Origin of the sequence: Neisseria sp. N95_16, from assembly GCF_002551535.2 — a bacterium.
GTDB lineage: Bacteria > Pseudomonadota > Gammaproteobacteria > Burkholderiales > Neisseriaceae > Neisseria > Neisseria brasiliensis.
In genome coordinates this window covers 1-13,202 of the sequence record NZ_PDBT02000005.1, presented here as the reverse complement: position 1 = coordinate 13,202, position 13,202 = coordinate 1, and the positions used below count along the sequence as shown (strand labels likewise).

14 protein-coding genes are annotated in these 13,202 nt (G+C 47.4%); 8 read left to right on the top strand and 6 right to left on the bottom strand.

The window, feature by feature from the left end; genetic code table 11:
• Positions 1 to 4 precede the first annotated feature (4 nt).
• The 3 genes from cutA to kdsA all read left to right on the top strand — a co-directional run bounded on the left by cutA (position 5) and on the right by kdsA (position 1,907).
• Positions 5 to 328, top strand: a complete 324-nt coding sequence (gene cutA, locus CRG49_RS01520) for a divalent-cation tolerance protein CutA (protein ID WP_095503145.1) — start codon at positions 5 to 7, stop codon at positions 326 to 328.
• 91 nt (positions 329 to 419) lie between these two features.
• Positions 420 to 803, top strand: a complete 384-nt coding sequence (gene panD, locus CRG49_RS01515; RefSeq protein WP_095503144.1) for an aspartate 1-decarboxylase — start codon at positions 420 to 422, stop codon at positions 801 to 803.
• 261 nt (positions 804 to 1,064) lie between these two features.
• Entirely contained in the window at positions 1,065 to 1,907 is an 843-nt protein-coding gene (gene kdsA / locus CRG49_RS01510) for a 3-deoxy-8-phosphooctulonate synthase (RefSeq protein WP_095503143.1), read from the top strand.
• 83 nt (positions 1,908 to 1,990) lie between these two features.
• Here the strand turns inward: kdsA and CRG49_RS01505 are convergent, their stop codons facing one another.
• The 3 genes from CRG49_RS01505 to CRG49_RS01495 all read right to left on the bottom strand — a co-directional run bounded on the left by CRG49_RS01505 (position 1,991) and on the right by CRG49_RS01495 (position 5,732).
• Positions 1,991 to 3,448 carry an alpha-amylase gene (locus CRG49_RS01505; protein WP_095503142.1) on the bottom strand — a complete coding sequence of 486 codons (1,458 nt, stop codon included), beginning with the start codon at positions 3,446 to 3,448 and terminating at the stop codon, positions 1,991 to 1,993.
• 248 nt (positions 3,449 to 3,696) lie between these two features.
• Positions 3,697 to 5,283 (bottom strand): YdgA family protein, encoded by a 1,587-nt coding sequence (locus CRG49_RS01500; protein ID WP_095503141.1) that lies wholly within the window; start codon positions 5,281 to 5,283, stop codon positions 3,697 to 3,699.
• Positions 5,284 to 5,531: 248 nt separating this feature from the next.
• The gene (locus CRG49_RS01495; protein WP_095503140.1) at positions 5,532 to 5,732 is read right to left on the bottom strand and encodes a hypothetical protein; all 201 of its coding nucleotides are present in this window, start codon (positions 5,730 to 5,732) and stop codon (positions 5,532 to 5,534) included.
• A gap of 131 nt (positions 5,733 to 5,863) precedes the next feature.
• On the opposite strand from CRG49_RS01495, the gene CRG49_RS01490 reads away from it, so the two are divergent.
• A complete protein-coding gene (locus CRG49_RS01490; protein ID WP_095503139.1) occupies positions 5,864 to 7,003 on the top strand; it encodes a homoserine O-acetyltransferase in 1,140 nt (379 codons plus the stop codon).
• Positions 7,000 to 7,581: a methionine biosynthesis protein MetW gene (metW, locus tag CRG49_RS01485; protein ID WP_095503138.1), complete on the top strand. Its 582-nt coding sequence runs from the start codon at positions 7,000 to 7,002 to the stop codon at positions 7,579 to 7,581. Before CRG49_RS01490 ends, metW begins: the two co-directional genes overlap by 4 nt.
• 197 nt (positions 7,582 to 7,778) lie before the next feature.
• Here metW and CRG49_RS01480 read toward each other — a convergent pair whose 3' ends face one another.
• From CRG49_RS01480 to typA, 3 genes are all read right to left on the bottom strand, one after another.
• Entirely contained in the window at positions 7,779 to 8,258 is a 480-nt protein-coding gene (locus tag CRG49_RS01480; protein WP_095503137.1) for an acyl-CoA thioesterase, read from the bottom strand.
• Positions 8,259 to 8,337: 79 nt separating this feature from the next.
• The gene (corA, locus tag CRG49_RS01475) at positions 8,338 to 9,420 is read right to left on the bottom strand and encodes a magnesium/cobalt transporter CorA (RefSeq protein ID WP_095503136.1); all 1,083 of its coding nucleotides are present in this window, start codon (positions 9,418 to 9,420) and stop codon (positions 8,338 to 8,340) included.
• A 76-nt stretch (positions 9,421 to 9,496) separates the two neighbouring features.
• Positions 9,497 to 11,308, bottom strand: a complete 1,812-nt coding sequence (gene typA, locus CRG49_RS01470; protein WP_095503135.1) for a translational GTPase TypA — start codon at positions 11,306 to 11,308, stop codon at positions 9,497 to 9,499.
• A gap of 433 nt (positions 11,309 to 11,741) precedes the next feature.
• On the opposite strand from typA, the gene bfr (CRG49_RS01465) reads away from it, so the two are divergent.
• The 3 genes from bfr (CRG49_RS01465) to CRG49_RS13805 form a co-directional block, all read left to right on the top strand.
• Positions 11,742 to 12,206 (top strand): bacterioferritin, encoded by a 465-nt coding sequence (gene bfr / locus CRG49_RS01465; RefSeq protein ID WP_095503134.1) that lies wholly within the window; start codon positions 11,742 to 11,744, stop codon positions 12,204 to 12,206.
• Positions 12,207 to 12,225: 19 nt separating this feature from the next.
• Entirely contained in the window at positions 12,226 to 12,699 is a 474-nt protein-coding gene (bfr, locus tag CRG49_RS01460; RefSeq protein ID WP_095503133.1) for a bacterioferritin, read from the top strand.
• 332 nt (positions 12,700 to 13,031) lie between these two features.
• Positions 13,032 to 13,202: helix-turn-helix domain-containing protein (locus CRG49_RS13805; protein ID WP_157807890.1), on the top strand; the 171-nt coding region annotated here is incomplete at its 3' end.

Below are 13,202 nucleotides of genomic sequence, written 5' to 3'. Positions count from 1 at the left end.
TGAAATGCCCGCATTCAAGCCCGTTATCATTACCACCACAACCGCCACGCGTGAAGAAGCCGAGAAAATCGGCATGGCTTTGTTGCAAAACCAAATTGCCGCGTGCGTGCAGTATGAAGCCATCCGCAGCCATTATGTGTGGCAGGGAGAAGTGTGTTGCGATGAAGAAATCCGCGTGGTGATTAAATCTTCGCGTTGTCATTATAAAGCGGTGGAAAAGCTGATTTTGTCCAACCACAGCTACGATTGCCCACAAATTGTGATGCAGCCGGTATCGCGTGGTTTATCGGCATATTTGCGCTGGATGAAGACGCAAATGGGGTTATAATAGCGGTTTATTTTTCAGACGGCCTAAGTTAACGCTTGAGGCCGTTTGAAATGCTGTAAACCCAAATTGATTGAGAAAGAAAAAGAAACCCATGTTCCGTACCATGCTCGGCGGCAAGATTCACCGCGCCACCGTAACCGAAGCCGATTTAAACTATGTCGGCAGCATCACCGTTGACCAAGATTTGCTGGATGCCGCCGGTATTTGTGTTAACGAAAAAGTCGCCATCGTCAACAACAACAATGGCGAACGCCTTGAAACCTACACCATTCCCGGCGAACGCGGCAGCGGCGTGGTGTGCTTGAATGGCGCAGCGGCGCGTTTGGTGCAAAAGGGCGACATCGTGATTATTATGTCGTATGTGATGTTGTCTGAACCAGAAGTCGCCAACCATGAGCCAAAAGTGGTGCTGGTGGACGAGCGCAATAAAATCCGCGATGTGATTTCGTATGAGCCGCCGCATACAGTGCTGTAATGCATACAGGCAGAGACCTTTGCACAATCCCCATCTTTGGCTCATTTCTTCGTTATGCGCTGCTCGAAAACTTGTCTATCTTAATGATATGCCTGCGTTTTCTGTGCTGCTATAACTTCGAACTGTACTCAAATCTGAGGTTTTGCAACGGTCTCTTGCCGTCTGAACGGTTGAAACTTTCAGACGGCCTTTTAATATTCAGTAGTTTTTAAATAGTGACGAGCGCCGTTATGTTCATACGGCCTAGAAAAGGATTCAGCCATGAATGTTCAAATCAATCAAATCCAAGTCGGCAACGATTTGCCGTTTACCCTGTTTGGCGGCATCAATGTGTTGGAAGACATGGATTCCACGCTCAAAGCCTGCGCGCATTACGCTAAAGTAACCGATAAATTGGGCATTCCGTATGTGTTTAAAGCATCTTTTGACAAGGCTAATCGCTCGTCGATTCATTCCTTCCGCGGCGTGGGTTTGGACGAAGGCTTGAAGATTTTTGAAGCGGTGAAGCGTGAATTTAATGTGCCTGTGATTACCGATGTGCATGAGCCTTACCAATGCGCGCCTGTAGCGGAAGTGTGCGATGTGATCCAATTGCCGGCATTTTTAGCGCGCCAAACCGATTTGGTGGTGGCGATGGCGAAAACCGGCAATGTCATCAACATCAAAAAACCGCAATTCTTAAGCCCGTCGCAGATGAAAAACATCATCGAAAAATTCAAAGAAGCCGGCAACGACCAATTGATTTTGTGCGAACGCGGCAGCAATTTCGGCTACGATAATCTGGTGGTCGATATGCTTGGTTTCGGCGTGATGAAGAAAACCTGCGAGCAAACGCCGATTATTTTCGACGTGACCCATTCGCTGCAAACGCGTGATTCCGGTGCCGCCGCTTCCGGTGGCCGCCGCTCACAAGTGGTCGATTTGGCTCTGGCCGGTATGGCGACCCGATTGGCCGGTTTGTTTTTGGAAGCGCATGAAAATCCCGACCAAGCCCGTTGCGACGGCCCGAGTGCATTACCGTTGGCACAATTGGAAGATTTCTTGCTGCGCGTGAAAGCGGTTGATGAAACGGTGAAATCATTCCTGCCGTTGGTAATTGATTAAGATTTTTGGTGATTGAGCGAAAGGCCGTCTGAAAAATTGTGTTTCAGACGGCCTTTTGATTTAAAGTGAAGGCTGGCTAATCATCACATCTGTTTCACCGCCCATACCGATATGCTGCCGCCGCGTACAGGGAACACTGCCCAGCCCTCTTCATCAATTTGAATTTCGGCATCGTGATGACCAAGATAATCGACAAAGGTTTTACCGGCGTTGAGAATACCGACGTGCATTCTTTTTTCTGCTTCGGCACTGTTGCTGATGATGGCGGCTAAGCCGTCGGGATGTTCTTCATTACCTAAGCGCGTCCAGCCGATGCAGTTGGGGTCGTCTAAATAATCGATTTGTTCGCCGTAGGCATGATGTCCGCGTAAATAAAGCAATTTGTCGATAACTTCGCGGAAAGAGGCTTGGCCGAATTCGCCATCAATGCCGTAATAATCGCCGTAAAACACGCAGGGCAGACCACGCTCACGCAGCAAGATAATGCCGTAAGCCATGGGTTTGAACCAATCATCCACGGTGGATTGCAGCGATTGGCCGCGCTGGGTGTCGTGGTTATCGACAAAGGTGACAGTTAAAGTCGGGATATACTCGACCAAGCTGCCTTGAAAAATCTGCGTTAAATCATAGCCTTCACCGGCTTGGGCGGCATTAAAGAAATTCATGTGTAAGCCCACGTCGACCAAATCGAAGGTAAAGTCGGTGCTGGTTAAATAATTGTCTTTGGTGTCGAAATCGCCGTGCCAATATTCGCCAAACACGTAAAATTCATCGCCGTAAAGTTCTTTGGCGTATTGAATCAGCTCGCGCATGAAATTTTGATCGATGTGTTTGATGGCGTCTAAACGCAAGCCGGTCACGCCGGTGGTGTCGACAAACCATTTCAGCCAGTCGCGCACGTGGGCGGTCACATCGGGATGTCTGTAATCGATGTCGGTAAACATCAAATAGTCGTAATTGCCATACTCGGAATCGACCGATTCGTTATCCGCCCAGCCTTTGTTTTCACCTAAAATCATGAAAACGCCGGTTTCTTTATTCTTGGCATCGTAATCGGTGCCGCTGAAATGGTGCCAGTGCCATTGGAAATCGCTGTATTGATTGTTGCGGCCGGGAAAGGTGAAATGCGTCCAGCCTTCGATTTCGTAAGGTTCGGAAATCGGTTGTTGGCGGTCATCGGGGTTCATTTTCAATACGCTGAACGCTTCTTTTTTATCACCTCCGGCTTTGTGGTTTAACACGACATCGGCAATTGGGTGGATGCTTTTCTCTTTTAATGTAGCGATGGCGTGAAGATATTCGTCTTTGGTGCCGTATTTGGTGCGGACGGCGCCTTTCTGGTCGAATTCGCCTAAGTCGTATAAATCATAAATGCCGTAGCCGACATCATTGGTGCCGGTGGCTTTGCAGGCAGGTGGCAGCCAGACTTTACTGATGCCGATATCGGCCAGATGTTGGCTGTCGTCGGCTAAGCGTTGCCAGTGTTTGCCGTCATCGGGCAAATACCACTCGAAATATTGCATGATGGTTTGATTTTTCATGGGCGACCTCTGATTGAAAGTTTGTTTCGTTGTTATTTTGTTTTGAACAGTTTGAATGTAGCACCAATTTTGGTAAAGCGCCAAACTTATTTTTGAATAGTTCGTTAAATTTAATCATTAGGCATGTTGGGCATCGGTATTCATCACTAATGCTTTGATTTTTTTATCATCAGTAAAAGATTAAGTGATGCAAAAGGCCGTCTGAAAACGTGTGTTTCAGACGGCCTATTTAGATGGTAATAAAAGATTTAAGGAGCAGCAGAGACTGCCGATGCCGCTTCATTTTCAAATGCTTCATCGGGTAGCATATCACTCTCGTCAAATGCCGCTTCCGGTTCGGTTTCCAATACTTTGCCGTTGAGCTTCAATTCGCTGTTTTGCAGATTGAGATGCGTTTTGACATGGTTATCCTGCAAGGTCAGGTATTGGTCGCGTGCCATGCTTTGGATGGTGCTGTCGACCATTAAGCGCAAGGTTTCGTTGATATCTTCAATGGTGGCGCGGCCGGCGGCTTCGTCTTCAGGATTCACGCTGAAAATGCTGTGTGCTTGGTTGATGGCCATTTGCTCCAGCAATTTTTGCGGCACTTGCAGGTTGAAATCGGCTTCGGTTTTCTTCAGCATATCGGCCAGATTATCCAAATCTTTTTGTGCCAAACCTTTAAAGGCCAATGTGCCGGAAGCATCGACATTGCCTTGCGGCATGGTGAATTTAAACGTCTTCACGTTTAACACCGGATTTTGGGTAAACAAGCCTGATGCATCGGTCTTGGCTGTCTGAATCAATTCGTTTTGAATTTGCTCTTCGCTCATTTCCTTATCGGAAATCTGCGCCAGTTTAGATTTGAGCGCCAGCAAACCTTGCGCATCCAAATGCTCGGCAGCAACATTAATATCGAGCGGGCCGTAGCGGTCTTTGCCGTAGGTGAGTGTATCGAATTGGAAACGGCCTTCGCTGTTGATGAATTTGTCCACTTCATTGGTTTGGGTTTCAAATTTCAGCTTAGCCACTTCAATGGTGGAAGGGGCAATTGTGCCGGTCGGGTTGATAAACGCGCCGATTTGCAGATTGGTCACCAGATTCACCAATTCGTTTAATTTGACATTGTAATCAATGCCTTCTTTCCATTGCAGCAGGAATTTATCCAGTGTGATGCTGCTTTTGCCTAAGGAAAGTTTGTTGAGGCCGTCTGAAGTTTCCGATTTGAAATGTAGGTTTTCTAGGGAAATATCGCCTTTGTCGGCCAATTTCACTTGCAATGAAGGCGCAGCATAATCGTGCGCATAGCCGACAAAGTCGTTTTCATAATCGGTTTGACCGCTCAAGCCTTGCCAAATCAGCTTGATGCCGGACAATTCTTCATAGTCGAATTCCGGAATGCTGAGCTTCATCACGCCGTTGCCGTTGAAATAAACGGTGTTGGTCATGCTGACCGGTGTTTTGTCGCCGAAGAATCGCGCCAATACTTTAGCTGCTTCAGGATGGTATTGGAATTCGGTATCCACTTTGGCACGCGCGCCAAAGCCACCGGCAAAAGGGCCGTGGGTAACGTGGTTGACCACGGTAATCGGCTCTTTTAACACGGTTTTCAGATTGTCAGGCAGGTATTTTTGCGTGTTTTGCAGCAAGGTTGGCTTCAAGCGGATGATGGTGGTTTCGGTGGAGGTGAACCAGCCGCGGTCGTAATCGTGTGATTCAACCGTGAGAAAGCCCGATTCTTGCAGTAATTTTTGCTGCGAAGTCAGGCTTTTTTCGGCTTGAATGCCCAGATAATAAGGTGTGCCGAGGGTTGCGGCGATAATCACAGCAGCAGTCGGAATAAGAAACTTTTTCATTGCTTCAAACAATCAGTTCGACAGATTTAAAGCACAAAGCATAGCATTTTTTAGTGGATTTGTCTTGAGTAAAGGCTGTTCAGACGGCTTGAGACCTTTGCAAAATCCCTATCTTTGACACATTTCTTCGTTGTGCGCTGCTCGAAAGCTTGCCTATCTTTACGATATGTCTGCGCTTTCTGCGCTGCTACAACTTTGAACTGTATTCAAATCTAAGGTTTTGCAAAGGTCTCGGCCTTTTACATTAATTAATAACTGTTCGGGATATGCTTGAAATACAGCATAATCAAATACCAAATCAGCGTCGCCACCGAAGCCCCCACCAATACCCACGCACTGATTTGCGCCACTTCGCGCATGGCGTGTTTTTGCTTGCGGCTGAACAGGCGGTTGATAATCAGGGCAATGATGGCAAAAAGGAAAAAGATTCGCAGCAGGCGGCCGATCATGGGGTGGCTCTTTGGTGGTTTTTTAAATAATGCCGTCTGAAAGAAGGCAGTAAAGGAATTTTATGGTCAAGATATGTCAAAATGTTGGCTAAACGTTATAATACATTTTTTGCATGACCCTTGGAATAATCATGAATAAAAATGGATCGGTGGGCATTGTCACACCTCGAAAAATGGCATTTGAAACGCCATTGGCGCTGGCAAACGGCCAGACTTTGCCGCGTTTTGATTTGATGATTGAGACCTATGGCGAATTGAATGCGGAAAAATCCAATGCGGTATTGATTTGCCATGCTTTATCGGGCAACCATCATGTTGCCGGCTACCATACGCCTGAGGACAAATATCCCGGCTGGTGGGACAGCATGGTCGGCCCCGGTAAGCCGATTGATACCGAGCGTTTTTTTGTGGTCGGGCTGAATAATTTGGGCGGTTGCCATGGCACAACAGGGCCTTTGTCGGAAAATCCGGCTACCGGTCAAGATTACGGCGCCGATTTTCCGGTGGTGACGGTCAAAGACTGGGTGAAATCACAAGCCATGCTAGCAGATGCCTTGGGCATCGAACAATGGGCAGCAGTGGTCGGCGGCAGCTTGGGCGGTATGCAGGCCTTGCAATGGACGATTGATTTTCCCGAACGTGTGCACCACGCTTTGGTGATTGCTTCTGCGCCGAAACTTTCCACGCAAAATATTGCGTTTAATGATGTTGCCCGTCAAGCGATTTTAACTGACCCCGATTTCAACGAAGGGCACTACGCCCGCGAGCAAAAAATCCCGACCCGCGGCCTTCGGATCGCCCGTATGATGGGGCATATTACTTATTTGGCGGAAGAAGGTCTGGGCAAAAAATTCGGTCGCGAGTTGCATTCAGACGGCTATCAATATGGCTACGGCGTGGAATTTGAAGTTGAATCGTATCTGCGCTATCAAGGTGATAAGTTTGCCGGACGCTTTGATGCCAACACCTATTTATTGATGACCAAAGCCTTGGATTATTTCGATCCGGCGGCCGATTTTAATAACAATCTCAGTAAAGCGCTGCAAAATGTGCAGGCCAAATTTTTTGTAGCCAGCTTCAGCACCGACTGGCGTTTTGCACCCGAGCGCTCGAAAGAATTGGTCAAGGCGCTGATTGCCGCGCGTAAATCGGTGCAATATATCGAAGTGCAGTCCAACCACGGCCATGATGCCTTTTTGATGGAAGACGATGCCTATATCCGCGCTGTTGCCGCTTATATGAACAATGTTGCCAAGGAGATTCAATCATGAATTTACGCGATGATTTACAATTGATTTATGATTGGATTCCAGAAGGCAGCCGCGTATTGGATTTGGGCTGCGGTGACGGCGAATTGCTGGCCGCTTTGGTGGCACACAAAAACTGCAGCGGCTACGGCATTGAAATCAACACCGACAGCATCATCGCCGCCATGGCGCGCGGTGTGAACGTGATTCAGGCCGATTTGGAGCGCGGCTTGGAAGAGTTTGGTGACAATTCGTTTGATGTGATTGTGTTGAGCCAAACCATTCAGGCCATGCAGAATACCGAATTGATTTTGCAAAGCCTGATGCGCGTATCCAAACAGGCTATTGTGACCTTCCCGAATTTCGGCTATTGGCGCAACCGCATTCAAATCGCGTTGGGCGGCCATATGCCGGTGTCGGAACGCATGCCTTATCATTGGTACAATACGCCGAATATTCATTGGTGTACGCTCAAAGATTTCGATTTGCTGTGTGCCAAAAACAAAATCCGCGTGCAGGAACGCGCAGTGATGGCCGGCAGCAAGCAGGTCAAATATTTGCCGAATTTGTTGGGCAGTTTGGCGTTTTACCGCGTGGGTTGAGATGAATAGCAGGCCGTCTGAAAACATGGTTTTCAGACGGCCTGATGATTTCTATATTGAATTATCGGATTGAATTTAATCATAGTAATTGGTAATTTTTGAGTGTTTTGAATTTTATAAAAAATCTTGCTATTCTGAATCACGATAACAATGCCGTCTGAAAAGTTTCAGACGGCATTGTTAACTTGGTCTAAGCATTAAGACTCGCAGGAAATCTTGCTGCTTTGCAGGCTCATTTCTTTGCGTTTTTTGGCTTTTTCCCAGCGGCAGCGTTGCAATTCGGTTTTTACTTCCAGTTGCGGAATTTCAACCGTTTTGCCGTTTTCCATTGCAACCATGGTGAAATAGCAGCTGTTGGTGTGGCGGATGGCGCCGGTGCGGATGTTTTGCGCTTCGACGCGGATGCCGATTTCCATGGACGTGCAGCCGGTGTAGTTGACGCTGGCGTAGAATGTGACCAGTTCACCGATGTGAATCGGCTCTTTAAACAACACGCGGTCGCAGGAAAGGGTGACGCAATAGTATCCGCTGTAACGGCTGGCGCATGAATAGGCCACTTGGTCGAGCAAGCGCAGTAAGTCGCCGCCGTGGACGTTGCCGCTGAAGTTGGCGGTGTCGGGCATCATCAGCTCGGACATGATCAATTCGTGTGATGCTTGGCGTTGGGTATTTTCCATATGGATGACTTGTGTTTGTTATAGGTTTAATGATTATAGTAAATTAAAAGATATAATCTAATTTAATTTATAAATTTAGCTATAACCATTTTCTACGGAAGAAGAAAATTAACAGGCCGATGATGATGGTGGCCATCAAACCAAGCACGGCGTAATAGCCGTAATGCCAATGCAATTCGGGCATATTGTCGAAGTTCATGCCGTAGATGCCGGTGAGCACGGTTAATGGCATAAACATAATGGTGATGACGGTCAAGACACGCATTTGCTGGTTCATGCGGTTGGATTGGAACGACAAATACACGTCCATCATGCCGACTACCATATCGCGCGAGGCTTCCAGCGTTTCGATTAATTGCAGGTTGTGGTCGTACACGTCGCGCAGGTAAACGGTGGATCCGCCTTCGAAGATATCGTAGTCGCCACGCATGGCAAGCTGGTAAAACACGTCGCGCATGGGCAGTAGGGTGCGGCGCAGGCGTACGGCATCGCGTTTGAGGCGGTGGATGCGGCTTAACAGTGTGTCGTCGTTTTCATTTTTGAATAGGGCTTTGTCGATGGCTTCGACGCGGTTGTCGTAATCTTCCAAAACGATGAAATAGTCATCAACAATGCGGTCGAGCAGATAATAAGCCAAAAATGCGGCGTTTTTGTCCAGAACGTGATGCGGGTTGTGTCGCATAATCTGACGGAATTGGCTAAACAAACCCAACGGCTTTTGTTGGAACGACAACACAAAATCTTTGCCGATCACCAAATACACTTGGTCGGAATGCAGCTTGGTGGTGCCGTAGTTGTACACTTGTGCGGCGATGAAGATATAGTGGCCGTAATCTTCGATTTTTGGGCGCTGCTTACGGCTGAGAATATCTTCAATCACCAATTCGTGAATGCCGTAGGGTTGAAGCGCGTGCCTGAGCAGCTCGATATTGTTGATGCCGACAAAGTGCAGCCAATTGGTTTGCCCGACTTCAGCCGGTGTGATTTTGGGTAGCTTTTTGCCTTTGGCTAAATAATCATGTTGCGCAAAGCTGTCGGCAGTATATAAAGTTTGGTGAATGGCGGCTTTGGGCGCGTTGCTGGTGTTGCTGCGTGGGGCGGTTTGTTCGACATTGGTGTCGATGTGTTCGCCATCGGCAGTTTGAGCGGAAGGATTAATCATATTAGACAAATTAAAAAAGGCCGTCTGAAAAATGCATTATAGCTTTTCAGGCGGCCTTTGTATGATTAAACCGAAATTAATCTACTTTTTTAAAGTGACGGCGACGCTCTTGCTCGCTCAAGTGGCGTTTACGCAAGCGGATGGATTGCGGCGTAATTTCAACCAGTTCATCATCATCGATAAATTCTACCGCGCCTTCCAAAGTCAGCTTGATTGGCGTGGTCAAACGGACGGCTTCGTCAGTACCGCTTGCGCGCACGTTGGTCAGTTTTTTACCTTTTAATGGGTTCACAACCAAATCGTTATCGCGGCTGTGGATGCCGATAATCATGCCTTCGTAGATTTTTTCGCCTGGAGACACAAACATACGGCCGCGGTCTTCCAAGTTCCACAAAGCATAAGCCACGGCTTCGCCTTGCTCTTGCGAAATCAACACGCCGTTGTGACGACCCGGCATGTCGGCTTTCACCGGTGCGTAGTCATCAAAAACGTGGCTCATCAAGCCGGTACCGCGGGTCATGGTCATGAACTCGCCTTGGAAACCGATCAAACCACGCGCCGGAATGTGGTATTCCAAGCGAGTGCGGCCGTTGCCATCGCTTTCCATATTGGTCAATTCACCACGACGGCGACCCAATTCTTCCATTACCGCGCCTTGGTTGTCGTCAGGTACGTCAACAGTCAGGTTTTCATACGGCTCGCATTTTTCACCGTTGATTTCACGGTATACCACACGCGGTTTGCCGACGGCCAATTCGTAGCCTTCGCGGCGCATGTTTTCCAACAAAATGGTCAAGTGCAATTCGCCACGGCCTGAAACGCGGAAAATATCCGCATCATCGGTGTCTTCCACGCGCAAGGCAACGTTGGTCAGCAATTCTTTTTGCAAGCGGTCGCGGATTTGGCGCGAAGTCACGAATTTGCCTTCGGTGCCGGCCAATGGAGAAGTGTTCACCATAAAGTCCATGGTCAGGGTTGGTTCGTCAACGCTGAGCATAGGCAAGCCTTTAGGATTGTCTTTTTCGGTGATGGTCACGCCGATGCCGATGTCTTCGATACCGGAAATAATCACAATGTCACCGGCTTCGCCTTCTTCCAATGGCACGCGTTCTAAGCCTTTAAAGCCGAGCAATTGGTTAATACGGCCTTGGGCAACTTGGGTGTCGTGGTTCATCACGGCAACGACTTGGCCCGGTTTGATGCGGCCGTTCAAAATGCGGCCAATGCCTAAGCGACCGGTGTAGTTGTCGTAGTCGAGTTGGGAAATTTGCAGTTGCAGCGTTTCATCGGCGCTGCCGTTTGGTGCCGGTGTGTGTTTCAAAATGGTTTCAAACAGCACGCGCATGTCGTTTTCGGTGCCGTCTTCTTCCAAGCGGGCAAAGCCGCTTAAGCCGGAAGCGTACACAATCGGGAAGTCGAGTTGCTCGTCAGTCGCACCCAATGCATCGAAGAGTTCGAATGTTTGGTCGATTACCCAGCTTGGGCGCGCGCTTGGTTTGTCGATTTTGTTGATCACAACGATCGGTTTCAAACCCAAAGCCAAAGCTTTTTTGGTCACAAAGCGGGTTTGCGGCATAGGGCCTTCTTGCGCATCAACCAACAACACCACGCAATCAACCATGCCCAATACGCGTTCTACTTCACCGCCGAAGTCGGCGTGTCCCGGGGTATCGACGATGTTGATGTGGTAGCCTTCGTATTCGATGGCGGTATTTTTGGCCAAGATGGTGATGCCGCGTTCTTTTTCGATGTCGCCGCTGTCCATCACGCGCTCGTCAACCTGCTGGTTGTCGCGGAAGGTGCCTGATTGGCGTAATAATTGGTCAACTAATGTGGTTTTGCCGTGGTCGACGTGTGCGATGATGGCAATATTGCGAATTTGTTTCATGGCTTGAATCGTGCCTTAATAAGATTTTTAAGATAACTCGACATTATAGCACGATAAAATTAAAGCCGTTGGATTGGGGCGGATATTTTTCATGCTTGGGAGAGGAGGTGTTGTAGGAAATTACCTAAAAGCAGTTGAGAATAATTCATAATTAAATTTGATGGGTTTTGTTGCTTTATTTGCTTTTATTTATGGTTAAAGAATGTAAATATATGGTTGCGTTGTAACAGATTCTTAATACCAATGGCAATAAAAAGCGATAAAAATCAGCCAATTGATTTTTTCAGGCGGCCTTTTTACTTCAAGATATTTTTGATAATTGTTTGTATTTTAAATAGAAAAATTGTATTGGGCCGCAATCTTTACTACAATACACTCAATCCCAAAACCAACACATTTGCCCGAGGCGGCATTTCAAGAAAGAGGAAACACCATGCAAGGCAATCCACAAGTTATCGACTATATGAACGAATTGCTGGCCGGCGAATTGGCCGCCCGTGATCAATATTTTATCCACTCGCGTCTGTATTCAGAATGGGGTTACACCAAATTGTTCGAACGTCTGAATCACGAGATGGAAGAAGAAACCCAACACGCTGAAGACTTCATCCGCCGTATTTTGATGTTGGGCGGCACCCCGAAAATGGTTCCTGCCGCAATCAATATCGGTACCGATGTAAAAAGCTGCCTGCAAGCAGATTTAAACACCGAATACGAAGTACGCGATGCGTTGAAAAAAGGCATCAAATTGTGTGAAGAAGTTCAAGACTACGTGACCCGCGACTTGATGATTCAGCAATTGAAAGACACCGAAGAAGATCACACTCACTGGCTGGAGCAACAATTGCGCCTGATCGAATTGATCGGTGAAGGCAATTATTACCAAAGCCAAATGTAATTGAACGAGGAGGCTATCTATGAAAGGCGACCGTTTAGTTATCCGCGAGCTGAATAAAAACTTAGGCTTGCTTTTGGTAACCATCAACCAATATTTCTTACATGCCCGTATTTTGAAAAACTGGGGCTTTGAGGATTTGGGCAAACATTTCTACAAACAATCCATCATCGAAATGAAAGCAGCCGATGATTTGATTGAGCGTATTTTGTTTTTGGAAGGTTTACCAAATCTGCAAGAATTGGGCAAATTGCTGATTGGCGAGAGCACCGAAGAAATCATCGCTTGCGATTTGACCAAAGAAAACGAAAAACACGAAGCCTTGGCTGCTGCCATTGCCTTGTGTGAAGAAAAACAAGATTACGTCAGCCGCGACTTGTTGGAAAAACAAAAAGACACCAACGAAGAGCAAATCGACTGGCTCGAAACCCAGCAGGAATTGATTGCCAAAATTGGTTTGGCAAACTACCTGCAAACCGGGGCGCAAGAGGACTAAAACACAAACCACTACCCTATATAGCGGTTCTCTTAACCCAATCAACGGCATATCTGCGAAGATATGCCGTTTTCTTTATGATTGACAATCAAAAGCCGTCTGAAAGTCATGAACTTTTCAGACGGCCTGAGACATTTGCAAAATCCCTATCTTTGGCACATTTCTTCGTTGTGCGCTGCTCGAAAGCTTGCCTATCTTGATGATATGTCTTCACTTTCTGCGCTGCTGCAACTTTGAACTGTCTTACATTCGCCTAACAAGTGCAATTTCCAATAACAGAAAAGGCCAGTATGCGGTAGTATACTGCCTTTCCTGACAAGAAAGATTGCAATATGACCTACACACAACTGACCTCACACCAAAGATACTACATTTCCAGACATTACCGCAACCTACCCCTAAACCAAATCGCACAGAACATCGGTTGTCATCCCGCCACCGTCAGTCGGGAAATCAGACGGCATTCCGTCAACGGAACCTACTGTTACCGAAAAGCACAACAG

Excerpts from the sequence above, each read along its gene's own strand:
- bfr (WP_095503134.1), top strand. The coding sequence starts at position 11,742 with ATGCAAGGCAATCCACAAGTTATCGACTATATGAACGAATTGCTGGCC.
- CRG49_RS01490 (WP_095503139.1), top strand. The coding sequence starts at position 5,864 with ATGAATAAAAATGGATCGGTGGGCATTGTCACACCTCGAAAAATGGCA.
- corA (WP_095503136.1), bottom strand. The coding sequence starts at position 9,420 with ATGATTAATCCTTCCGCTCAAACTGCCGATGGCGAACACATCGACACC.
- typA (WP_095503135.1), bottom strand. The coding sequence starts at position 11,308 with ATGAAACAAATTCGCAATATTGCCATCATCGCACACGTCGACCACGGC.
- metW (WP_095503138.1), top strand. The coding sequence starts at position 7,000 with ATGAATTTACGCGATGATTTACAATTGATTTATGATTGGATTCCAGAA.
- CRG49_RS01495 (WP_095503140.1), bottom strand. The coding sequence starts at position 5,732 with ATGATCGGCCGCCTGCTGCGAATCTTTTTCCTTTTTGCCATCATTGCC.
- CRG49_RS01480 (WP_095503137.1), bottom strand. The coding sequence starts at position 8,258 with ATGGAAAATACCCAACGCCAAGCATCACACGAATTGATCATGTCCGAG.
- CRG49_RS01505 (WP_095503142.1), bottom strand. The coding sequence starts at position 3,448 with ATGAAAAATCAAACCATCATGCAATATTTCGAGTGGTATTTGCCCGAT.
- CRG49_RS01500 (WP_095503141.1), bottom strand. The coding sequence starts at position 5,283 with ATGAAAAAGTTTCTTATTCCGACTGCTGCTGTGATTATCGCCGCAACC.
- cutA (WP_095503145.1), top strand. The coding sequence starts at position 5 with ATGCCCGCATTCAAGCCCGTTATCATTACCACCACAACCGCCACGCGT.
- bfr (WP_095503133.1), top strand. The coding sequence starts at position 12,226 with ATGAAAGGCGACCGTTTAGTTATCCGCGAGCTGAATAAAAACTTAGGC.
- kdsA (WP_095503143.1), top strand. The coding sequence starts at position 1,065 with ATGAATGTTCAAATCAATCAAATCCAAGTCGGCAACGATTTGCCGTTT.
- panD (WP_095503144.1), top strand. The coding sequence starts at position 420 with ATGTTCCGTACCATGCTCGGCGGCAAGATTCACCGCGCCACCGTAACC.